This is a genomic window from Priestia sp. SRI_019 (genome assembly GCF_057586255.1).
In genome coordinates this window covers 293,257-316,551 of the sequence record NZ_JBYCZN010000001.1, presented here as the reverse complement: position 1 = coordinate 316,551, position 23,295 = coordinate 293,257, and the positions used below count along the sequence as shown (strand labels likewise).

Here is a 23,295-nt window from a genome sequence, read left to right as displayed (position 1 = left end):
ATTTTAAACGTACAGGCAAAGACATCCTTCTTTTTACATATAGTGTAATGTTAGTCTCTCACAGGTTGATATCCCCTTATGGAGGTGAAGAGATGTCTGCATTATTTACCGCACTAGGCTATTTCTTTAAAGAATTGGTTTTCCTTGTTTCCTACGTAAAAAACAATGCGTTTCCTCAACCCTTGTCTGCTGCTGAAGAAAAGAGATATTTATCTTTAATGGAACAAGGAGACCAAGAAGCGCGAAACCTTCTTATTGAACACAATCTCCGACTCGTTGCGCATATTGTTAAAAAGTTTGAAAACACGGGAGAGGATGCGGAGGATTTAATTTCAATTGGGACAATCGGTTTAATTAAAGCAATCGAAAGTTATTCGCAAGGAAAAGGAACAAAATTAGCTACTTACGCCGCACGCTGTATTGAAAATGAAATATTGATGCACTTGCGAGCGCTCAAAAAAACAAAAAAAGATGTGTCGCTGCATGATCCAATTGGCCAGGATAAAGAAGGAAATGAAATCAGTTTGATTGATGTATTAAAATCAGAATCAGACGATGTAATTGATATGATTCAACTAAATATGGAATTAGAAAAAATAAAAGAATACATCGATATCCTCGATGATCGAGAAAAGGAAGTAATTGTTGGCCGCTTCGGTTTGGATCTGCAGGATGAAAAAACCCAGCGAGAAATTGCAAAGGAATTAAATATTTCAAGAAGTTACGTTTCGCGAATTGAAAAGCGAGCGCTGATGAAAATGTTTCACGAATTTTACAGAGCCGAAAAAGAGAAAAAAAAGAGCGGAAAGAAGGAGAATTAATCCTTCTTTTCGCTCTTTTTTAAAATAATTTCCAAATAATAATCCGTAGCAAACACATCATTACTCCCCCTACTAATCATTTAGGTGGAATCTTTCTCCACAAGCAGCCATACAACGATATATCCTTTTTGATTAATCATCATTCATCCACTCCTTTCCACTGTTCAAATTAGAAATGACGATAAAACTCATACTTGCGGTCTTTTATTTCTTCTTCTAATTGTCTTACATACTGTTCATGCTTAATTTCTGCCTCTGAGTATTGACGGGACTTTATGGTAATAGTTAAAAAGAAAATGTTCAGTGTCATTACAATCACCTCCTTATACACAAAAAAGCCACAGTAATGCATAAGCATCCTGTGGCTGAAAAATAATAAAAACCACAGGGATACTATTCGCACCTGTGGTGAATTAACGTGTTTTAATGATCAAGGTAAGAAAGTTACTTGATACAGGAACACGGCCGAATAGTATACGTATATAGACGATTTTTGGACATAGCTGAAGCTGGATGATCCATAACTGATAAACGTCTTAACATATGACTCGACCTCCTTTTAATAAAGTATTTTCCTTACAATGGTAATTATATCCACGGACTCACAAAAAGTAAACTGTTTTTTTGAAAAATAGGGAATTTTTTTATTTTTTTAACCCTCATAAAAAAAAAGACGATGTATGATCGCCTTTTTATATCTATTATTCTTTTTCTTTCATTAGTTCTTTTTTCAGTTTTTTAGTTTGATAACTAAAATAAAAGGCAAGGGCGGCAAACAGAATAACGATGGCTTCCATTATTCCAAGCTGCATACCACTTTTTTCACCTTGGCCAATCATAACACCAATGTACAAGAATGTACTTACGGCTAGAAGGACGTAAATAAAGCGGCTGTAATCTTCAATTTTTGCTTTGATGTGTTGAGCTTTCATACAATCACCTTCTCAGTAGAATGTTATAACTCTACTTTATCATAGATCTATAGGTCTACGAAAATCCTATTTTTACCACCCTTATTTCAATGCCTCTTCTAAGTCTTCAATTAAATCTTCTACATCTTCAAGACCTACAGAAATACGAATTAATCCATCTGTAATTCCTAGCTCTTTACGTCGGTCGCTCGGTATAGAAGCGTGAGTCATTTTGGCAGGAATGGAAATGAGGCTTTCAATGGCTCCTAAACTTTCTGCTAATGTAAAGTACTTCACTTTGCTCAGTACTTGTTCCGCTTTTTCTTCGCTTCCCACATCAAAAGAAACCATTCCCCCAAAACCTCTTGCCTGCTTTTTAGCAATGAGGTGGTTTGGATGGGTTTTTAATCCTGGATAATATACTTTTGTAACAGCAGGATGAGCAAGTAAAAATTCTACTATTTTCCCAGTGTTGAATTCATGTTCTTCCATTCGTATTCCTAATGTTTTAATCCCCCTCATTAAAAGCCAAGAATCTTGGGGTCCTAAAATGCCTCCAGTCGCATTTTGAATAAAATGAAGGTCTTCTGCCAATTTAGGCGAATTCACAACGGCTAGCCCTGCTACAACGTCACTGTGACCGCCTAGATACTTAGTTGCACTGTGCAGAACAATATCCGCTCCTTTTTCGATAGGATTTTGCCAATACGGGGTACTGAATGTGTTATCAATGATGGTAAGTAAATGATGCTGTTTAGCTACTGAAGAAGCCTTCTGCAAGTCAGTTATTTTTAGGAGAGGATTTGTGGGAGTCTCGATATAAATAGCTTTTGTGTTGGGGCGAATTTCTTTCTTAATATTTTCGATGTCGCTCGTATCAATAAAAGTAGCTTCAATGCCAATACGGCTCAGTACTTTTGTAATCACTCTGTACGTTCCTCCGTATACGTCATCTGTAATCAACACATGATCTCCGCTGTTAAACAGCATGAATACAGCAGTAGTAGCTGCCATACCAGATCCAAACGCAAACCCAGCATACCCTCCTTCAATTTCTTTAATAAGTTCTTCTAAGGCGTGTCGTGTAGGGTTACCGGTTCTCGAATATTCGTATCCCGTATGTTTTCCAGCTCCCTCTTGTTTGTAAGTGCTCACTTGATAAATAGGAACAGAGACAGCACCCGTCTGTTCATCGCCAACAATTCCACCATGAATCAACTGTGTTTTACGTTTCATCTTATCTTCCTCCACCGTAAATATTTTTACTTAAGTACCGTTCGCTGCTATCGGGAAAAATGGTAACAATATGAGCGCCCTTTTCTGCATTTTTTGCTTCGAGCAGGGCTGCTTCGAAGGCTGCTCCTGAAGAACTTCCTACTAGTAAACCTTCTTTTAAAGCCAGCTCTTTTACTCTTTGAAAAGCATAAACATCTTCAACAGTATGAATAGCATTAAAATAAGACCGCTCCATATAATCAGGGATGAACTCCATTCCAATTCCTTCAGTTAAGTGAGGGCCGGATTTCCCTCCGTTTAAAATCGAACCTTCTGGCTCAACAATGACTGTTTTTAGAAAAGGATTTTTTTCTTTCAAAAATTTTGCTGTCCCCATAAATGTTCCACCCGTACCTGCTCCAGCTACAAACACGTCGATTTTTCCATCAAGCTGTTCATATATTTCTGGTCCTAAGGTTTTGTAATAAGTCATAGGATTGGCCGGATTAGCAAACTGCTGAGGACAATAAGAATCAGGTATTTCACGCAGCAGCTCTTGAGCCTTGTTTATAGCACCTTTCATACCAGCTTCAGTAGGCGTTTGAACCACCGTTGCCCCCAAAGCCTTCATAAGCTGCTGTTTTTCAATACTGAATTTTTCTGGAACACATAGTATAACGTTTATTTCGTGCTGAAGAGCAGCTAAAGCCAGCCCAATCCCCGTATTCCCAGCAGTAGGCTCAACCACCGTCCCGCCTCGCTTCAGTCTTCCAGAGCTAAGAGCTTCTTGCAGCAGTTCTTTTCCTAAGCGATCTTTTACACTTCCTCCTGGATTAACATATTCTAGTTTAGCAAATATCCTGATTTCTCTAGGTAAATCAAATTGTGTAATCTCAATCATAGGTGTGTTTCCAATCAATTCATGAACGTTTTTGGTTACCTTCATAATCTTGAACACCTCGCTATCAAATAATATAACTTAACCTATATATTAAGTGGGAATTAAAATAAAAATATAGTCTACACCCCATGTTATGATAAACGATGCAGAGTGTAGACGAAAACAAACTCTATATTTTACGAACAGCTTATTTTAATTTTGTAATAAAATTCAATACTAATTTCGTTGAGTTAACAGCCGCTTTTTCTAAAAATTGCTCAAAAGAAACATTTGATTCTTTGCCGGCGATGTCAGAAAGAGCACGAAGAATAACAAATGGTACGCCAAATTGATAGCATACTTGAGCGACAGCCGCCGCTTCCATTTCAGCTGCATACAGGTCTGGAAACTTAGAGCGAACAAACTCTACGCGCACAGGATCGTTCATGAACGAATCTCCTGTAGCAATTAGTCCTTTTACAATTTTCATATCGGTTACTTCAAGAGCACTTTCTTCAGCAAGACGAACTAGTTTGTCATCTGCTTTAAAAGCTGCAGGCAAGTTTGGCACTTGACCGTATTCATAGTTGAATACCGTTACATCTACATCATGATGACGAACTTCTGTTGAAATAACCGCATCCCCTACGTTTAACTCTGGATGGAAGCCGCCTGCTGATCCTGTGTTAATAACGTAATCAGGTTTGAACTTCTCTAGTAAGATGGCTGTAGATAACGCAGCATTTACTTTTCCAATACCTGATTTTAATAATACAACCTCCACACCGCTGATTGTTCCTGTTGAGTATTCACATCCTGCGATTACTGTTTCTTGACGATTCTCAATTTTATCGCGTAAAATCGTCACTTCTTCTTCCATTGCTCCAATGATTGCTACTTTCATTTTAAAACCTCTTTCTACTATTGTTTCGTTGCCTCCAATACCCACACAAAGTGATTAAATTGTGTAAAGGTTATGTGAAAACCATTGATTTCAAAGATTTGCTTTAAGACGGGAATCGTTGTATAGTATTCCCTCTCTAGATCTTCTGCTAGTTGCGTATATCCTTTTTGTTTTGCCTGAACAATGGTATCAGCAAATGAATCCGCTGTTTCAAACATTGTATCAGCAAACACTATTTTACCACCGGTTTGAAGTAACTTTCCATAGTTTATCACAGCTTCTTCTTTTTCTTTATCTGTTAAATGATGAAAAGCATACGTACTAACTAAGCTCTCTGCTGGAAACAATGATGTATCAAATTGTAAAAAGTCTCCTGGTGTGACTAAAACATCTGCCCCTAATTTCTGTTGTGCCAATTGTCTCATTGGTACTGAAGGTTCAATTCCTACTACGGTTAGTTCTTTTTCTAACAGTTTTTTTGTTAAGTTTCCAGTCCCTGTTCCAAATTCTATCACATGCCCTATTGAACGATCTGCTACATATTCTAAGATTTCATTATAATTGCGAAACACTTCTCTATACTGTTCATCTTTCCCGCTTACCGATGCATCATACTCATTCGCCCACTTTTCAAAGATATCTAAAAACTCTAGCCCCATAAAAAACGCCTCCTCATAACTAATAATTCTTATGGATATAGTATGTTTTTAGCTATCGTTTGTTCTTCATTTACAAATATTTTAAGCTTTTAACTTTCTATTTGCTATACTATAGTAATGAGGTAAGGAGGGCGTAAGATGAACTTTGAATTTGAAATGATTGAAGATAAAATAGAATTTTTTGAAGCGGCTGATGTTAAAATACTTGAGAAACAAATCGCTGAAAAAATTGATCAAAATAAAGCGATTTTACTTGAGGTGCACAGCGTATCTCATCAAATGTCTGTGGACTATGAACAAGGTAAAAAACTGTACTCTGCAGTTGTTCATTTCAAAATAAAAAAGCAGCGCTAGCGCACTGCTTTTTTTATTGAAGCTTATCCACTACTGCGGGCTTCCAGCCTTCTCCATCTACCCATTCAATTTGAACGCGGTATTTTGTTGAGGAGTTGCCTTTAGGACTAACCGTAGCTACGGCTTTACCTACGCCACCGTTATTCCCTAAACGCCATACGGTCATATTGCTTGGACTAATGCCTGACCCTTCGCCTACAGCTTTTAGCATTTCGTTCCAATCCGTTGATCCTTTTTTATATGTTGCTGCAGGTGCATCTTGTGACGTACCTACTGAATCCCATGAAGGATCTACCTTGCGTTCTGCCACGCCAGGCTCTGGATTTTTCTCTACTTCAGCCTGTGAATCTGAGTCGTTTGATTCTTCATCTGTTGCTTGATCATCTTCAGAGCTTTGGTCATCTTCAGAACTTTGATCGTCCGTTGCTTGATCATCTGTCGCTTGATCATCTTTCGAAGAATCATCGTCTTTTTTAGCCGTCTTGTCCGTTTTTTGGTCATTTGTTTGCGGATTATTTTGAGTTGTTTCCGCTTGGTTATCCGATTTATCCTTGTTTCCAAGAATCATCGTACCACCGACAAATACAATTAAAACAGCTACGACAGCAATTAACAGATTATATAATCGGTTTACTTTTTTTTCTTTGTTTTCGTGTCTTGAAGAACGATTGTTATTCATTGCTACAATTTCCTCCAACTTTTATAATGCTTTATTCTAACATGTGTTTTCTTATAGATGAAGCATCAAAATTTATTTGAAGTATATTTGTAATATTTTTTACAAATTCTTCTTATTTTAACGTGTATTTAAGTCATACATCCCTTTAACAATATCATAAAATACGCTGTTTGTGGGAGATATCGCACTTTTTGTATTTAAATCCACTACTACCATTGCATATTTTGGATCATCTGCAGGAAAGTAACCCGCAAACCATTTATTGACGATATCGTCTTTCACATTGATTTCAGCAGTTCCTGACTTTCCTGCCACTTCATAAGGAAGCGTTTGAAATCTTCTTCCTGTTCCTTTTTCGCTCTGTACGACACCTTTTAAAAGCTGCTGCATAGAAGCAGCTGTGGCTTTATTAATGGCATCTCCTTTTAACTCATGCTCTTTAAACGTATACAATGACGTGTTGTTTTTATACTCTAGCGCATCTACAGCTTTTACCTGTTTCTTTTCTCCTCCGCGTGCAATTGTCGCCATCATATTTGCTACTGCAAGCGGAGTCACTTTTACATCAAGCTGTCCAATTGCCGTTTGCGCTACAGCATTTGGTACTTTTTTTTCTCTTGCATTTGTCCAAACTCTTCCCGATTTCTCTCCTAAAAACTGCTTGAAATGTTCAAAGTGAAACACATCACCCGTCCATCCTACAGGCTGAATAAGCCCTAACTTGTCAGCATATTGTTCAAGGATATTCGGATTAGGTATTATCATTTCTTTTGCTAGCTGGGCAAACGTTGCATTACAACTTTGCGCGAAGCTTTCTTCAAACGTCAGCTGCCCTTTTTGATGATCTTCTTCTACATTATTGCCATAAATACTTTTATCGCAGTTATAGGTAAAAGAAGGCTGAATTTTATTTTGTTCAAGCGCTGCAGCTGCTGTTACGGTTTTAAATATAGATCCAGGAGTTTGTGGCGTCAGCAAACGATTTTCTACGCTGTCTGAACCATTTTGCTTTTTAAATGGATCTTTCTTATTAATCGAAGGCCTGCTGGCCATCGCAATTACTTTATTGTTTTTTATATCAATTAAGACGGCTCCTCCGTCTTTTAACTTATAATGATTTAATGTATTCTCCACTAGCTCCTGAGCAGACAAATCAAGCGTCGTACGCACACTGACTGGATAATAAGGGTTAGCTGTGCCCGTGTACTTTACATCGATGCCAAACATAGGCCCACCTAGGCGATCAACATGATAAAGAAGCTTAGACTCCTGTTCAGGCAGCAAAAACTCGTCAAAAGCTCTCTGCATCCCTGAGATACCCACAGGCGTAGTTGATTTAATTGCTCCATTTTTCAATTTGTCACTATACTTCTCTTCAATTATCTGTTTGCTTTGTGCCTCTAGTCCGATTAAATGTTCAGCAAGAGGAACTGGACGCTCATCTTTTAGAGGAATTCCAAATACGCCAGGCACCTTTAATGCATTTATTTTTTCGACTTGTGCATGGGACAATTCTTTTGTAATAACAACCGGTGTTTTAGCATTCGCTAGTCTTTTCGTTAGTTCCTTTGGTTGCATTCCCACGATTTCACTTACTTGCTGAACAGGCCACTTCATTTTTTCTAAAAATGGAAACAGGACTAAGCGATTGTGCGTGATAGATGTTAAAGACTGTCCATTTTTATCTTCAAATTTCCCTCGCCCGTCATCTACCACCATTTCCTGCGTACGCTGTTTTACGCTTCCTTCAATTAAGTTAATCTTTTTGTCAGTAAAAGATTCTGTGCTGACAAGCTGAAGTTGAACAAGCCGTGCTCCCAGTCCGCTAATTAATAATAAAATAAAAATAAGAGTAATATAAATTCGCTTGTGAATTATTTTCATGACTACACCTCACTCTTTACAAGTGTCGACGTTGCCATTACTTTTAAAACCATTATCTTAAGAAATATTCATTCTTTTTTTCATTTCACAAAAAAACTTGCTGATTCAGCAAGTTTTTATTATTAATTTTCTGTTAAAAATTGTTGAGTTGTTCTTAGCTTTCCTATTTTCGGAAAGATGTAAGAAAGAGTTGCTTCATGCTCTTCTTTTGTAAATGTCGCCATGGCATCCGTGATAAAAATTTGGTTATACCCATACTGAAATGCTTCACGAGCTGTGCTTTCCACACCAATATTTGTTGCAATTCCGCAAAGGACAATTGTATCAATTCCTCTTCGGCGAAGCTGAAGGTCTAAATCTGTCCCAAAAAAGGCTCCCCACCGACGTTTTGTCACAATGTAATCATTCTCTTGAACATTAAGTCTTGGATCGAATTCCGCCCAGTCTGCAGGTTTTTCTTGAGGAGCAGATGGCTTTTGATCCGTTTCTGGCGTCAACGCATCTTTTCCATCTTGAAAATCTACTCGTACAAAACTAATAAATCCATTTTGTTCGCGGAAACGATTCACAAGCTGAACAGATTTCTCCACAATTTCGTCTCCTCCAATTGGAACAATCCCTTTTTGTAAATCAATTAAAACAAGCGCTGTTTTAGTAAAATCGATGTCTTTCATCTTCATCTTTCCTTTCTTACATATCTTTTCTATTCTCTCTGTTTTTTAAAATCATATAAAAAAAGCTGACGCGTGTCAGCTTTTTTACTTACGAGCATTCAGTAGAACGCTTCCAACCGTATGTTTTACTTAACAGATACAATTTTCACTGACATATCTCCACCAGGAGTTTGAACAGTTACTTGATCTCCAATTTGTTTGCCCATTAGACTTTTAGCAATTGGCGAATCATTTGAAATTTTCCCTTCAAACGGATCTGCTTCTGCACTACCTACAATTGTATACGTTTCTTCGTCACCATCTGGCAACTCTACAAATGTTACAGATTTACCTAATGATACAATAGAAGAGTTCTCTGCATCTTCTTCAATAATTTTCGCATTGCGAATCATATTTTCAAGCGTTGTAATACGGCCTTCTACGAAAGCCTGCTCGTCTTTTGCAGAATCGTACTCAGAGTTCTCCGATAAATCTCCAAAACTGCGGGCAATTTTGATACGCTCTACAACTTCTTTACGTTTTACTGTTTTTAAATATTCTAGCTCTTGCTCTAGCTTTAGCTTTCCTTCTTCTGTCATTGGAAATACTTTTTCTTGTGCCATAATACCTTCACTCCTTCTTGAACTCAAAATCTCTAGTGTATACAGTCCATTTCTGTATGTACAAAAAATTTTCCACTCTGTGGAAAAATCAGTTAATAGAGAAATGACAGCTTCAAAATAGAAGCTGCTCGTTTCTCTATTCTTTATAATGTTTGTGTTTAGTTAGCAGAATATGTCTGCATTGTCTTCAAAAAAATTCCTGCATCTATGCTATGTTATTATAAAATGGCATTTTGTTCAAGAATTGTTTGAATTTTAGTGACCATCAAGTCAATCGCTACGTGGTTTTGACCGCCTTCAGGAATGATAATATCTGCATAGCGTTTTGTTGGTTCAACAAACTGATTATGCATCGGGCGAACGACAGATACGTATTGATCAACAACTGACTCAAGCGTACGCTCTCGTTCTTTAATATCACGAAGCATGCGACGAATGATACGAAGATCCGCATCTGTATCCACGTATAGCTTGATATCCATTAAATTACGCAAGCGCTGATCTTCTAGTACAAGAATACCTTCTAAGATAATAACATCTTTTGGTTCTTCTTTAATTACCTTCTCAGAACGCGTATGAATTGCGTAATCATATACCGGTTTGTCAATGCTCTCATAATTTAATAAGTTTTGCAAGTGTTCAATCAGCAAATCATTATCAAATGCTAAAGGATGATCGTAGTTTGTTTGCAAACGCTGTTCAAACGGTACATCGCTTTGATCTTTATAATAATAGTCTTGCTCAAGAAGCATAATAGAATGCCCTTTAAAATACTCATAAATAGCTTTGGTTACAGTTGTTTTACCAGAACCGGATCCACCAGCGATACCGATTACAACGGGCTTTTTCCCCATTTTATATTTAAATCCCCTTTCGCATCATGTTATATGAAAATAGAGGTTGGTCCACTTTAAATTTCACAATTTGCAGCGGATGACGCGCAGCATCTAGTTCATTGCCATCTTCGTCCCAAATTTTATCTATTTTTTGCGTAAAGTTTTTAATTTCCGGACCGAAAAATTCCACTTCTTCTCCCGGTTTAAAATAGTTACGCTGTTGCAATGTCACGATGCTTGTTTCTTCATCATAATTCAATACTAAACCAGCAAAATCAAATTTTGTTTTCTTGCCGTGTACGCCAAACATTTGCTCATCCACTCCAGGAACTCCTTCAAAAAAGGCAGGAGCCGTATCGCGATTTGCACATTTGTCTAGCTCATCAAGCCATTCTTTTTGAATCACAAAATTCTCAGGATCTGCACAGTATGCGTCAATCACCTTGCGATATACGCTCACCACTGTTGCGATATAGTGAATCGACTTCATACGTCCTTCAATTTTTAAGCTATCAATACCCAGCTCAATCATTTGAGGGATAGATTGAATTAAATTTAAGTCTTTTGGACTCATTGCAAACGGATCGTCTTGCTCATCAAATAAAGCCGTTTCCGTTTTACCGTCTTCTACTTTAAATAAATCATAGTCCCAACGACATGATTGACAGCAGCCTCCGCGGTTTGAATCACGCGCTGTCATATGATTACTTAGCACGCAGCGGCCTGAATAAGCAATACACATCGCTCCGTGAATAAAAGCTTCAATTTCAATATCCACTTTTTCTTTCATTTCGCGCATTTCTTCAGCACCCGTTTCACGAGCAAGTACAACACGTTCTAATCCTTCTTCTTTCCAGAACTGAACGGCTTTCCAGTTTGAAAGTGATTGCTGCGTACTTAAATGTACTTCAAGCTTAGGTGCAACGCGTCGACAGGTTTCGATAATTAACGGATCAGCTACGATGATTCCAGAAACACCAGCGCGCTCTAATCCCATTAAATAATCTTCAAGTCCGTCCATATTTTCATTATGAGCAAAAATGTTTGTTGTAACATAAATACGTGCGCCGTATTTGTTCGCAAACTGAACACCTTCTGCCATTTCTTCAAATGTAAAGTTATCTGCATTTGAACGAAGGCCAAACTCTTTTCCTCCGATAAACACAGCATCTGCTCCATAGTGTACGGCAACTTTTAATTTTTCAAGGTTACCGGCTGGAGCTAACAACTCAGGCTTCTTAGTAATAACTCGTTTACCTTCTACTACAGTATCGATTTGAACAGCCATCGTTTGTACCTCCTTTGTTTATCTTTCTTTGCAAGCTTTTTAATATACCGTTTCTTTAAAGAAAAACCCTGTGTCCAACGGGCGGTTAATTGGCTGCAAGCTTTCAATTTCTTCTAACAAATCGTCTTTAACATTTTCGTATTCTTCACGGTCATCTACACATAAATCAATCGCTTGACGATATTTTTTTGTTACTTCTAAAATATATTGCGGTGACTTTAATACGCCGTCAATTTTGAATACATCTACTTCAGCGTCAATCATCTCGGAAAGCTCGTCGATAATGCACATATCATTTGGACTCATAATGTGCGTTCCATTTTCATCTTCGAAAATTGGATACTTATTGTTTCGCTCATTATCAAGTAAAAACATATCTTTTTCTACTTTACGATTTTCAATTTCCATGACTTTTCCTTGATACTCAAAGTAGTTGCCAAGAAGTGAACGTTTTGATTGGAACATACACGTCATGCCATGCACCTGAACTTCAATTTCTACCTCGGCTTTTTCTTTGATATCAATGATGCTATCCATGCTTAACTCACGAGCAAGAACTGCACGCTTAGCTCCTTTACGCCCCCAGTAGTTACATGAATACCAGTTTGTGCCCGTTGTCTCAGTACTCCAGTGCATCTTCATTTCTGGAGCTGTTTCACGCACTGCCATCAATACAGCAGGGTCTCCAAAGACAATCGCATCCACGCTTGCTTCTTTTAAGAATAAAATATATTCATTTAGTTCGGCGATTTTATCATTGTGAAATAATCCGTTCATCGCTACGTAGACTTTTGCATTATGCTGATGAGCAATATTTACAGCTTCTACGATATCTTCACGTTTGAATTCACCTGCTAAACGCAAACCGTAGCGCTGTTCACCAACCATAATAGCTGTTGCTCCAGCTTGTAGTAATGATTCGATTTCTGAAACTGCAGTTGGTGTCACTAATAGTTCTGGTTTTTTCATTCTTGGTCACCTCTTTTAATACTAATCGCGATTCCGTCTCCAATAGGGAGAATAGTTGTATAATAATCGGGATGATTCATCAGCCACGTATTGTATGCCTGAATTTTTTTAATTAAGCTGCGGCGTCGACGTGTTTCTACTTCGGCCAAATCGGTCGCTACGTGACCTTTAAATAGTACGTTATCCGAAATAATCATTCCTTTAGAAGATAGCATCGGCTCATAATGTTCAAAAAAACGCTGATACTGACCTTTAGCTGCATCAATAAACACTGCATCATAAGGACCATGACGTTCAATCTCATCTCTAAGCTCTAGTGCATCTCCAAGCAACGACACAATTTTATCTTGTTTTCCCGCCCGTTCAATAAATTCTTGCGCTTTTTGGTAACGCTCTTCATTTCGTTCTACCGTAACCACTCGTGCCTCTGGAAGCGCATGGGTCATTCGAATAGACGAATATGCAATCGCTGTTCCAATTTCTAATATATGTTTTGGCTGATGAAGACGAAGAATTTGCAATAGCGTTTCAACACCAATCAATTCCATAATCGGAACGTGATGTTCTTTTGCATAAGCTTCCATTTCTTCAATAAGCTCCTGGCGCTTAGGAATAAGCTTTTCCACATACTGCTCTACGTTTTGTAAAAGCAAAACACTTCCTCCGTTCTCAGAAGTACATTTTACATTATGTTTTCATAACGTTTTATTACTGCAAAATAGTAAGACAACTAGTCTATTATAAGTTTTTTTCGTTTTTACGTAAACCCGATATATTTTAACATAAAAGATGGGGAATGCGAAGTATCGCGATTCCCCAATTTTAAATTTCCAATTATTTTTCGGTATTTTGCTTTTCTTTACCTGTAATATGCTTGGCTTTTTCTTTGTTATGTTCTTCTAAGGTTTTGGTAAAAATAACTTTTCCTTCAGGTGTGGCCAAGAAGTATAAATAATCTGTATTGGCTGGATGTAACGCAGCTTTGATTGACATCAAACCAGAGCTGGCAATTGGTCCTGGAGGCAACCCTTTTACTTTATACGTATTGTAAGGAGAGTCCACTTCTAAATGCTTATAGAACACGCGGTCTTTATGCTCTCCTAAGGCATATAAGACGGTTGGATCCGTTTGAAGAGGCATATTTTTTTCAAGGCGATTATAAAAGACGCTGGCAATTTTTTCTCGGTCGACTTTTGCAGTTGCTTCCTCTTCAATCAGAGAAGACATTGTTAACAATTTATGTGCACTGAATTTTTTCTTCTCCATTTGCCCACTGTACTGACCTAATACATTATTTGTTTTCCCTACCATTTTATCCAATATTTCATCTAACGACACATTTTTATCATAAAAATCATACGTAACGGGATATAAATAACCTTCTAGCGGATGTTTAATATCTTTTTGCATCACTTCATCCGTTACTAAATCTGGATATTTTTCTTTCATTTTATTGACGAATGCCTTATCGTCTAGCTTTTTCATGACTTCGTCTTTTGTAAACTTTGTATTTTCAGCAATGATATCAGCAATTTCCACAAGCTGGCGTCCTTCTGGAATGGTGACACGAATATCAGGTTGTTTTGAAACCTCGCCTTTTTCCATTTTTTCAACCATTTCCCCTAAACTCATGGAAGGAGAAAATAAATACGTTCCAGCTTGAAATCCAGACACATGGGTTAATTTTACGTAATAGCGAAATGCACTTTTGCTTTTAATTAAATCTTCTTTTTTCAATACCGTACCAATCGATTGGACGGAAGAACCTTGTGGAATGGTCACATTTACTTTTTTATTGCTGTTTCGATCCACGGGCGTTAAGCGGGATTGAGCATAGAAAAATGCACCGCCAACTAGTAAAAGAAGTACGATAATTGTAATAAAAATAACTCGTTTTTTTCTTGAACGATTAGGTGGTAAAAATGTTTGTTGCGACAAGCAGCTTCCTGGTTAAATCTACTTCTGTAAAAGAAGATACAACCAGTTTCACCTCTTTTCTTCTTGATTTTTTATAAGTATAAACAGAGAGGAGACATGAGATTGCGATTCATTCGTATCGCCTATAGGTGTGAGATGGTATCGCTTCCTTAAATTCTCGCCTCTTCTAAAATTTTTCCATGATTTATGTTATTGTCTGCCCAAAGTCTAGTTTCATCCGTTCAAACAATGAATTCTTTTATTAAAATGCACTCTCACACGCAGGAATTATTATACTACAATTTATCTTATTTTTCGTCATTATCATACAATCTGCCCTAAGAATGCAAGGAAAAACCTTTTTATATCTAAATAGAACAGCCGCTATGTAAAAAAAAGCTGATAACGATTGTCATCAGCTTTTTCACTATAATTATTCGCCTTCTTCGTCAAGGAATGTATTAACCATTTCCTCAACCATGTCCCACTCTTCTTCTGTTTCAATCGGTTGAAGCTCACCGTCTTGACCATCTTCACTTGGTGTGAAAGCAGATGCATGAATTTCAATTTCCTCTTCATCATCTTGGTCTGCTCCGATTGGATAGTAAATTACATATGATTTGTTATATTGATCAGAATCAAATGTGAATAAAATTTCGCATAGCTGCTCATTTCCATTCTCATCGACGATTGTAATTTTATTTTCTTCTACGCTCATGTTTGCACCTCATTTTATATTGTAAGCTCTTAGCTTAACTTTTTCTTCAGCGAAAAGCAAGCCGTTCAGTTATTTCACTTCCCTTTTACGTACAAAAGAATATGCAAAAGGGAAATTCATAACTTTTCAGCTGAGGCAAAGCCTGCTGCTTTTCTTACTGCTTGCTGTCTAAGTATCCTTGAAGAATCATAACAGCTGCCATTTTATCGATTACTTTTTTGCGTTTCTTACGGCTTACATCGGCAGACAGCAGTACTCGCTCTGCTGCCATCGTCGACAAGCGCTCGTCCCACATCATCGTTTCAATGTTAAGTTTTTCTTTGACGTTGTCAGCAAACTCAATGCACGCTTCGCCTCGAGGGCCAATCGTACCATTCATATTTTTAGGAAGACCCACTACGATTTTCTCTACGGAATATTCGTCAATTAGCTGCTGTAAACGAGGATATGATTGCTCCATCTGCTCATCTGCAATTTTAATTGTTTCAATTCCTTGCGCTGTCCATCCCATTTCATCACTAACTGCCACGCCAATTGTTTTGGTTCCTACATCTAATCCTAATACGCGCATTTATGAATCCTTTCGATGCTGTTGTAAATAAGATTTAACAAGTTCTTCAATGAGCTCGTCTCGCTCTAACTGGCGAATTGTATTTCTCGCATCGTTATGACGAGGAATGTAAGCAGGGTCTCCTGATAACAAATACCCAACGATTTGGTTGATTGGGTTGTAGCCTTTTTCTTGCAGTGCGTCATAAACCGTAAACAATACTTCATGTACGTTTGTTTCAGCTGGCTCATCTTGAAAATTAAATTGCATGGTTTTATCAAATGAACTCACGGTCCCACCTCACTCTCTTAATTTGTGAACACATTGTGCACTATGCTAAGTCTTATTTATATTGTACACCAAGAAAGAGGAGAATTAAACGGATTTAACCCATTCTTCTACAGTGCCAAGTGCTTTTTCAATTTGGCTAGCGTCTTTTCCTCCAGCTTGCGCCATGTCAGGGCGTCCGCCTCCGCCTCCGCCGCAAATCGTCGCTACTTCTTTAACAAGTTTGCCAGCGTGATGGCCTTTAGCAATTAAATCTTTTGTTACACCTGCAATAATATTTACCTTTTCACCTTGTGGAGAAGCTAATACGATCACAGCGGATTCTAATTTTTGTTTTAAATCGTCAACCATTGCACGAAGGTTATTCATATCCGTTGCATTCACTTTCGCTGCTAGGACATTCACACCATTAATGTTTTGTACGCGGTCAACGAGATTGCCAGCTTCAATATTGCCAAGCTTTGTAGATAGTGAATCATTTTCACGCTGAAGATTACGAATTTCTTCTAGCAATCCTTCAACTCGCCCTACTAAATCACGCGGGTTGGATTTTACTTTTGCCGCAGCTTCTTTTAGTAAGCCTACTTGATCGTTCATTAACTGATAGGCAGCTTTTCCAGTTACAGCTTCAATGCGTCGAGTACCTGCACCGATTCCGGATTCTGATACAATTTTAAATAAACCGATAACAGACGTATTTGGTACGTGACATCCACCACATAATTCTAAGCTGTAGTCGCCTACTTGTACTACGCGCACGACATCTCCGTATTTCTCACCAAATAGCGCCATTGCACCCATCGCTTTTGCTTCGTCAATTGCTTTGTTTTCAATTTGTACAGAGATGCTGTCCCAAATCTTTTCATTAACGATTTGTTCAATTTTCTCAAGCTCTTCCTGTGTCACTTGACCAAAGTGAGAGAAGTCAAAGCGCAAGCGATCCGCTGTTACTAAAGAACCCGCTTGATTAACATGCGTTCCTAACGTATCTTTTAATGCTTGATGCAATAAATGCGTTGCCGTATGGTTTTTCACAATAGCACTGCGGTTTTCTTCATCAAGCGCCGCCGTATATGTTTCACCTTTTACAAGCTCACCGTTTGTTACAGCTACCGTTTGGACATTTTGGCCGTTTGGCGCTTTTTGAACGTCTTTTACTTCAGCTGTTCCTGAAGCACTTTGAATCGTACCTTGGTCCGCAATTTGACCGCCGCTTTCTGAGTAGAATGGCGTGCGGCTTAAGATGACTTGCGCTTCTGTTCCAGCTTCAGCGCGGTCAACAAGCTCACCGTCTACAATAATTGCTTCAACAACTGTTTCTACTTCATTTTTATCATAACCAACAAACTCACTTGCAACGGTTACTTCACCAAGTACGCCGCCTTGAACTTGCATAGAGCTAGAATCTTGACGAGCAGCACGCGCACGCTCACGCTGTGCTTCCATTTCGCGTTCAAAACCTGCATGATCAATTTTCATGTTCTCATCTTCTGCATATTCTTCCGTTAATTCAACAGGGAATCCATACGTGTCATATAAACGGAAAACATCTTCGCCTTGTACCATATCACTGTTTTGCGCTTTTTCTTTTTTAATAACGGTTGCCAAAATAGCTAGTCCGTCATTTAACGTTTCGTGAAAACGCTCTTCTTCATTTTTTACTACGCGCTGGATAAAATCCGTTTTTTCCTTTACTTCCGGATAGAAATCAACCATGATTTCACCTACTACCGGCACTAGTTCGTACATGAACGGACGATTAATGTTTAGCTTTTTAGCATAGCGAACTGCTCGGCGTAACAAACGGCGCAGCACATACCCACGGCCTTCATTTGAAGGAAGCGCACCATCACCTACAGCAAATGTTACCGTACGAATATGGTCAGCAATAACTTTAAATGCCGTATCTTGTTCATCGTTTGTACGATATTTAGCGCCTGAAATGTTTTCTGTTGCTTCAATAATCGGCATAAACAAATCTGTATCAAAGTTTGTTTGCACGTCTTGAATAACAGAAACCATACGCTCTAAGCCCATTCCCGTATCGATGTTTTTCTTTGGAAGCGGCGTGTACGTGCCATCAGGATTGTGATTAAATTGAGAAAATACAAGGTTCCAAATTTCTAAATAACGCTCATTTTCTCCACCTGGATATAATTCCGGATCAGTTAGGTCATTTCCATATGCTTCTCCGCGATCATAAAAGATCTCTGTATTTGGACCACTCGGACCTTCTCCAATATCCCAGAAATTACCTTCTAAACGAATGATGCGCTCTTTAGGCACGCCCATTTTTTCATTCCAAATCTTAAATGCTTCTTCATCCTCGGGATGAACTGTTACAGATAGCTTATCTGCGTCGAACCCAATCCATTTATCGCTCGTTAAGAATTCCCATGCCCATTGGATGGCTTCTTCTTTGAAATAATCACCGATAGAGAAATTACCAAGCATTTCAAAAAACGTATGATGGCGAGCCGTTTTACCCACGTTTTCGATATCGTTTGTACGAATGGATTTTTGTGCGTTACAAATACGCGGATTTTGAGGAATAACACGACCATCAAAATATTTTTTTAATGTAGCTACTCCACTGTTAATCCATAATAAAGATGGATCTTCATGCGGAACTAAAGATGCGCTTGGTTCTACATCATGGCCTTTTTCTTTAAAGAAATCTAAATACATTTGACGAACTTGTGCTGACGTCAGTTTTTTCATGATTGGTCCTCCTTTAATACTCTTCTTATTTATAGACAAAAAAATGATGACATAAAAGCATCTATTTTCTCTGTGTACAAAAGCAATTGCTAGTTATTTGCACACAAAAAAACTCTCATCCCTGTAGCAGGGACGAGAGTTGAACTCGCGGTACCACCCTGATTATAAATGCCAAAAGCATTTATCACCTTCATAGCGTTAACGTTGCTGACACGGCAGGTTTTAGCCTGCACTCTGGACTAGCGTTCCGCTGCTCTTTATTTAGCGCTTCTTTCAGCCAAGGAAGCCCTTCTCTAAAAACCAGTGTGCAACGTACTCGATCCATCATTGTGTTTAAAATATGTAGCGTTTTCTTATGGCGATATTATGACAAATTAACCGCTCTTTGTCAATGTTTGAGCGTATAAGAGCGGATATGCAAAATAGATATTTTAATGACTGCTAAAATTGGCACAGCCAAAATGAGACCCAATACTCCTCCAAATTCTCCTCCTAAAAGGAGCGCAAGCATGATAAACAAAGGATGAATATGAAGGCTCTTTCCTACGATAAGCGGAGACAGCACATTTCCCTCTAGAAACTGCAGCACAAAGATTATAATGACAATGGTAATAACCAACTTTATCGAGATTGTGGCTGAAATAATAGCCGCTGGAACCGCACCAATAATCGGGCCAAAATAAGGGATGATATTCGTTACGCCAATAATGAAGCCTAAAAGAAGTGCATAAGGTACATGAAAGAACCACAGTGCCGCTGTGGCAATCACACCAATAATGAGACAAACAAAAAATTGCCCTCTAATGTAATTGCCGAGTGATTCATTCACATCCGATAAAAAACGTTCACCTGGTTTGTGCCACTTTTTAGGCGTGACATAAGCTGTTGCTTTCTTAATAGAGGAAAAATCCTTCAGCATATAAAAAACAATAAATGGAATAATGATTAAAATCAAAAAAGAGGTAATCAATGACTTTAATCCTTCCGCCACTTTTGTAAGCCACACGTTGAGCGTAGCCTCTACATCATCAATGCTGCCTTCAATTTTCTCATGTACACCGTTTGGAAGTGAAGTTGTACGATCATGAATCGATTCTACCCAATGTCTATATGTATTCGTAAAATGAGGCAGCTGTTCGTTTAAATCTTTTACTTGTTCCACAAAAATAGGGTACGACTTATAGGCTCCAAACCCGATTCCTCCAAAAAAGATGATGTAGATCAGTAAAATAGCTAGAGGACGAGGCACGCCTTTATCATGCGTTTTTTCAATAAGCGGATGAAGTAAATATGTAATGAATGCTGCAATAAAAAAAGGCAGCAGTGCTTTTAAAAACATGTAAATAACAGGAAGCCATAAAAACTGGACTTTAAAAAAGACTAATATGCACAGCAGCGCTAATAACAGCAGTCCGAATCTATAGAACCATTTGAATGAACTATCTTTCAACGTAAACTCCTCCTCTCTTCTATTTTTTGATAAAGAAAGGAGTTTATACATGCAGTTGTCTCTTCTGCCTGCAAAAAAGCACTATTGCAGCTCAGTGCAATAGTGCTTTTTTTATTAGTGAATAGCTTTCATCATACGTTTACGCATTTTTTTCATATTTCTTTTTGTAAACATCTCTCGATCATCTGCCATTTTAAATGCATAAGCTCCAAGACCGAAAGCGACTACTGACGGAATGATTCTGCCCATTGCTCTTCCTCCCGGTAAAAAAGAATTAGAAATTGATTGTGCGCTCGTCGTCTGAGAATAAATCATCAAGCGAGCTCAATGTTCCATCTTCTTCTACTTGGTGAGTATTAATTTGTCCTTTTGAAATAGTCATTTCAATAAAACAATTCCAGCAGTAATACTGATTTACACCAATTTTGCCAACGTCAATACTTTTACAGTTTGGACATTTAAACAAAGTCGACACCTCTTTATACGTTCTACTTATATAAACGCATTATGTCCACTTCTTTCCATGTCCATACTTTATTTTCTGACAATTAGCAAAGAAGGATGGCAACAAAGGAGTTTATTTAACTCTTTGTTAGCATGCGAAAGGTTACATGAAATCATACGGCGTAACGTTTTCCATCCCAATATTTGCATCTTTCATAAATGGAATTTCAGGATCTTCTATGTCGTTATCCAAGCTTTCTCGAAGCAGCGGCTGTAAATTCGTTTGGCGAACGCTGTCTTCATTTCGGCTAACTCCAAGCTGAAACGCTTCGTCTTCTCCGCATAAAATTAAAAACTGTTTGCTTCGCGTAACGGCGGTATAAAGTAAATTGCGTCGCAGCATCCGGTAATAGCTTTTAACAATTGGAAGCACAACAATGGGAAATTCACTTCCCTGTGATTTATGAATGGAACAGCAGTATGCATGAGTTATTTGATTAAAGTCTTGCTTTGTGTAAGTTACTTCATTTCCTTCATATGAAATAACCAGCATATCCTGTTTTTCCGTATTTTCTTTGGCAAAGAAAACCGAAACGATTTCTCCCATATCTCCGTTAAATACGTTGCTATCCGGCTGATTTACAAGCTGCAGCACTTTATCTCCGACTCGGTACGTAATATCTCCGTGCTTAAGCTCTCTTCTTTGCTCAGAAGCCGGGTTAAATAATTCCTGAAGAACTTCATTCAGTTTATCAATCCCTGCAGGACCTTTATACATAGGAGCTAAAACTTGAATATCTTTAGCCGTATAGCCTTTTTTTAACGCATTCCCGCAAACTTGTTGCACAACGTTCGTAATGTGCTGTCCTTGACAACGAATAAAGGAACGATCTCCTTGCTGCCTCGATAAGTCTTCCGGAAGCTTTCCTTTTTTTATTTCATGAGCCAAATCAATAATTGACGATCCTTCCGCTTGCCTGTATACATCTGTCAGACGGACGGTAGGAACTACTTCTGAACTCAGCAAATCTTTTAACACCTGGCCCGGACCTACTGAAGGAAGCTGATCTTCATCTCCAACTAAAATAACCTGTAAATTAGCAGGAAGAGATTTAAACAGCTGATGAGCAAGCCACAAATCTACCATTGATACTTCATCTACAATCAGTAATTTTCCGTCAATTGGATTTTCCTCATTATGATCAAATCCTTCTTGTCCGTTCCATTTTAATAATCGGTGAATCGTAACTGCCGGAAGTCCCGTCGCTTCGCTCATTCGTTTAGCAGCTCGTCCCGTAGGTGCCACAAGTAAAACAGGAAAAGCCTCATCTTTTTTATAGTCCCCTGGATTTAACGAACATCCGTGAAGTTCCGCATAAAGTTCGACTATTCCTTTAATAACCGTTGTTTTCCCTGTACCTGGTCCCCCTGTTAAAAGAAGCATTGGAGACATTAAAGCGGTTTGTATACCCTTGCGCTGAGACGGTGCATATTGGACGTCTAACCGCTCTTCTAGTTCACCCAGAGCCAATAAGAATTCTGATTCCGGAAACTGCTCTTCGTACTGCGTTTGAGCCATAATTTTTTGAATAGCTTTAACCAACCCTTTTTCAGCATAGAAAAGGGGAGGAAAATAAATTTTTTCGTCTTGAATGATAAGCTTTTTATCTGCTTTTAATGCGTCCACTTCTCTTGTAAGATCCATTTCAGACAGATTCTCATGCCTGCTTTTCCGAAGAAGCTCTGCTGTTTTTCCATACAGCTGTTCTGCCGTAACGTATACATGCCCCATTTGATTGCATTCTTGCTCAATGACGTATAAAATACCTGCACGCAAACGATCAGGATGATTAGTTGCCATACCAAGCCTCTTTCCAAGTTCATCGGCCCTGCTAAAACCAATACCTTGAATATCTTCTACGAGCTGGTAAGGATTATTTTGCACAATTTCAAGCGCTTCTTGTTTGTACGCTTGGAAAATCTTCATCGAAAGCTGCGGTCCAAACCCGAGGTCTGTCAGCTTTACCATTACTTCTTCTAACCCTTGATGTTCACGAAGCTGCGTGACTAAAGCTTCTGCCTTGTCAGCTGAAAGCCTCGGAACCTCTTTTAGCACAGACTCATTTTGCAAAATACGAAAAATAGCGCGTTCTCCTAGGGCGTCCACAATGTTTTCAGCGGTTTTTTTACCGATTCCGTGAAATAAATCGCTAGACAGGTACTGAACAACCCCTTGCCTTGATTGCGGAAGTTCTTTTTTGAACTGTTCAACATGAAACTGCAGGCCAAACTTTGGATGCTCTTTGAAGTCTCCGTAAAACGTGTATACTTCATCTTCATTGAGCTTAGGAAAATAACCTGTGACGACCGTTTCTTTATCTTCAATCTCTAAATTTGTTTTTTTGATCCGTATCCGCGTAACGTTATATAAGTTTTCTTCGTTATGAAAGACGGTTACAATCGACGTGCCGCTTATATAATGACGTTCTGGCTGTGAAGGGTTCACTTGTTCTTCGTTCATGTTATCCTTC

Annotated in this window: 25 protein-coding genes and 1 other annotated feature; of the genes, 2 read left to right on the top strand and 23 right to left on the bottom strand. The window is 38.4% G+C overall.

The window, feature by feature from the left end:
* Window positions 1-92: 92 nt before the first annotated feature.
* Window positions 93-821: an RNA polymerase sporulation sigma factor SigK gene (gene sigK, locus AC2YJL_RS01560; protein WP_013059268.1), complete on the top strand. Its 729-nt coding sequence runs from the start codon at window positions 93-95 to the stop codon at window positions 819-821.
* A 169-nt stretch (window positions 822-990) separates the two neighbouring features.
* On the opposite strand, the gene AC2YJL_RS01555 is transcribed toward sigK, so the two are convergent.
* From AC2YJL_RS01555 to AC2YJL_RS01530, 6 genes are all read right to left on the bottom strand, one after another.
* Window positions 991-1,131 (bottom strand): YrzI family small protein, encoded by a 141-nt coding sequence (locus AC2YJL_RS01555; protein WP_013059269.1) that lies wholly within the window; start codon window positions 1,129-1,131, stop codon window positions 991-993.
* A 391-nt stretch (window positions 1,132-1,522) separates the two neighbouring features.
* On the bottom strand, window positions 1,523-1,753 hold the full coding sequence (locus tag AC2YJL_RS01550) for a YrhC family protein (RefSeq protein ID WP_050688527.1): 231 nt from the start codon (window positions 1,751-1,753) through the stop codon (window positions 1,523-1,525).
* Window positions 1,754-1,834: 81 nt separating this feature from the next.
* Window positions 1,835-2,968, bottom strand: a complete 1,134-nt coding sequence (locus AC2YJL_RS01545) for a bifunctional cystathionine gamma-lyase/homocysteine desulfhydrase (RefSeq protein ID WP_230933625.1) — start codon at window positions 2,966-2,968, stop codon at window positions 1,835-1,837.
* Between the two features lies 1 nt (window position 2,969).
* A complete protein-coding gene (locus tag AC2YJL_RS01540) occupies window positions 2,970-3,893 on the bottom strand; it encodes a PLP-dependent cysteine synthase family protein (RefSeq protein ID WP_050688529.1) in 924 nt (307 codons plus the stop codon).
* Window positions 3,894-4,035: 142 nt separating this feature from the next.
* Window positions 4,036-4,731 (bottom strand): 5'-methylthioadenosine/S-adenosylhomocysteine nucleosidase, encoded by a 696-nt coding sequence (gene mtnN, locus AC2YJL_RS01535; RefSeq protein ID WP_013059273.1) that lies wholly within the window; start codon window positions 4,729-4,731, stop codon window positions 4,036-4,038.
* A 17-nt stretch (window positions 4,732-4,748) separates the two neighbouring features.
* A complete protein-coding gene (locus AC2YJL_RS01530) occupies window positions 4,749-5,390 on the bottom strand; it encodes a class I SAM-dependent methyltransferase (protein WP_230933626.1) in 642 nt (213 codons plus the stop codon).
* A 138-nt stretch (window positions 5,391-5,528) separates the two neighbouring features.
* On the opposite strand from AC2YJL_RS01530, the gene AC2YJL_RS01525 reads away from it, so the two are divergent.
* The gene (locus AC2YJL_RS01525; RefSeq protein ID WP_230933627.1) at window positions 5,529-5,744 is read left to right on the top strand and encodes a DUF2536 family protein; all 216 of its coding nucleotides are present in this window, start codon (window positions 5,529-5,531) and stop codon (window positions 5,742-5,744) included.
* A gap of 13 nt (window positions 5,745-5,757) precedes the next feature.
* Here AC2YJL_RS01525 and AC2YJL_RS01520 read toward each other — a convergent pair whose 3' ends face one another.
* From AC2YJL_RS01520 to recD2, 17 genes are all read right to left on the bottom strand, one after another.
* Window positions 5,758-6,423 carry a YrrS family protein gene (locus AC2YJL_RS01520; protein ID WP_013059276.1) on the bottom strand — a complete coding sequence of 222 codons (666 nt, stop codon included), beginning with the start codon at window positions 6,421-6,423 and terminating at the stop codon, window positions 5,758-5,760.
* A gap of 117 nt (window positions 6,424-6,540) precedes the next feature.
* The gene (locus tag AC2YJL_RS01515) at window positions 6,541-8,307 is read right to left on the bottom strand and encodes a peptidoglycan D,D-transpeptidase FtsI family protein (RefSeq protein ID WP_251568836.1); all 1,767 of its coding nucleotides are present in this window, start codon (window positions 8,305-8,307) and stop codon (window positions 6,541-6,543) included.
* A 122-nt stretch (window positions 8,308-8,429) separates the two neighbouring features.
* On the bottom strand, window positions 8,430-8,987 hold the full coding sequence (locus AC2YJL_RS01510) for an isochorismatase family protein (RefSeq protein ID WP_372586385.1): 558 nt from the start codon (window positions 8,985-8,987) through the stop codon (window positions 8,430-8,432).
* Window positions 8,988-9,106: 119 nt separating this feature from the next.
* Window positions 9,107-9,583, bottom strand: a complete 477-nt coding sequence (gene greA, locus AC2YJL_RS01505; protein ID WP_098626978.1) for a transcription elongation factor GreA — start codon at window positions 9,581-9,583, stop codon at window positions 9,107-9,109.
* Between the two features lie 218 nt (window positions 9,584-9,801).
* Window positions 9,802-10,437, bottom strand: a complete 636-nt coding sequence (udk, locus tag AC2YJL_RS01500) for a uridine kinase (RefSeq protein WP_028411675.1) — start codon at window positions 10,435-10,437, stop codon at window positions 9,802-9,804.
* Window positions 10,438-10,444: 7 nt separating this feature from the next.
* The gene (locus AC2YJL_RS01495; RefSeq protein ID WP_013059281.1) at window positions 10,445-11,707 is read right to left on the bottom strand and encodes a peptidase U32 family protein; all 1,263 of its coding nucleotides are present in this window, start codon (window positions 11,705-11,707) and stop codon (window positions 10,445-10,447) included.
* A 39-nt stretch (window positions 11,708-11,746) separates the two neighbouring features.
* Window positions 11,747-12,676, bottom strand: a complete 930-nt coding sequence (locus AC2YJL_RS01490) for a peptidase U32 family protein (protein ID WP_014458158.1) — start codon at window positions 12,674-12,676, stop codon at window positions 11,747-11,749.
* Window positions 12,673-13,329 (bottom strand): O-methyltransferase, encoded by a 657-nt coding sequence (locus tag AC2YJL_RS01485; RefSeq protein WP_050688538.1) that lies wholly within the window; start codon window positions 13,327-13,329, stop codon window positions 12,673-12,675. The genes AC2YJL_RS01490 and AC2YJL_RS01485 overlap by 4 nt, the downstream gene beginning before the upstream one ends.
* Before the next feature lie 181 nt (window positions 13,330-13,510).
* Window positions 13,511-14,614, bottom strand: a complete 1,104-nt coding sequence (gene mltG / locus AC2YJL_RS01480) for an endolytic transglycosylase MltG (RefSeq protein WP_230933629.1) — start codon at window positions 14,612-14,614, stop codon at window positions 13,511-13,513.
* A 412-nt stretch (window positions 14,615-15,026) separates the two neighbouring features.
* On the bottom strand, window positions 15,027-15,311 hold the full coding sequence (locus tag AC2YJL_RS01475) for a DUF1292 domain-containing protein (RefSeq protein WP_013059285.1): 285 nt from the start codon (window positions 15,309-15,311) through the stop codon (window positions 15,027-15,029).
* 154 nt (window positions 15,312-15,465) lie between these two features.
* Window positions 15,466-15,882, bottom strand: coding sequence for a Holliday junction resolvase RuvX (ruvX, locus tag AC2YJL_RS01470; protein ID WP_013059286.1), 417 nt, complete (start codon window positions 15,880-15,882; stop codon window positions 15,466-15,468).
* A complete protein-coding gene (locus AC2YJL_RS01465; RefSeq protein ID WP_013059287.1) occupies window positions 15,883-16,152 on the bottom strand; it encodes an IreB family regulatory phosphoprotein in 270 nt (89 codons plus the stop codon). It abuts the gene before it with no gap.
* An 84-nt stretch (window positions 16,153-16,236) separates the two neighbouring features.
* Window positions 16,237-18,870: an alanine--tRNA ligase gene (alaS, locus tag AC2YJL_RS01460; protein ID WP_230933631.1), complete on the bottom strand. Its 2,634-nt coding sequence runs from the start codon at window positions 18,868-18,870 to the stop codon at window positions 16,237-16,239.
* A 125-nt stretch (window positions 18,871-18,995) separates the two neighbouring features.
* Window positions 18,996-19,207: a binding site (T-box leader), on the bottom strand.
* Between the two features lie 51 nt (window positions 19,208-19,258).
* Window positions 19,259-20,320, bottom strand: a complete 1,062-nt coding sequence (locus AC2YJL_RS01455) for an AI-2E family transporter (protein WP_487374617.1) — start codon at window positions 20,318-20,320, stop codon at window positions 19,259-19,261.
* A 114-nt stretch (window positions 20,321-20,434) separates the two neighbouring features.
* Window positions 20,435-20,569 (bottom strand): YrzQ family protein, encoded by a 135-nt coding sequence (locus AC2YJL_RS01450; protein ID WP_013059291.1) that lies wholly within the window; start codon window positions 20,567-20,569, stop codon window positions 20,435-20,437.
* Window positions 20,570-20,594: 25 nt separating this feature from the next.
* Complete coding sequence (locus AC2YJL_RS01445) at window positions 20,595-20,786, bottom strand: hypothetical protein (RefSeq protein WP_013059292.1); 192 nt, start codon at window positions 20,784-20,786, stop codon at window positions 20,595-20,597.
* A 141-nt stretch (window positions 20,787-20,927) separates the two neighbouring features.
* Window positions 20,928-23,285, bottom strand: a complete 2,358-nt coding sequence (recD2, locus tag AC2YJL_RS01440; protein ID WP_251568838.1) for an SF1B family DNA helicase RecD2 — start codon at window positions 23,283-23,285, stop codon at window positions 20,928-20,930.
* Window positions 23,286-23,295 lie beyond the last annotated feature (10 nt).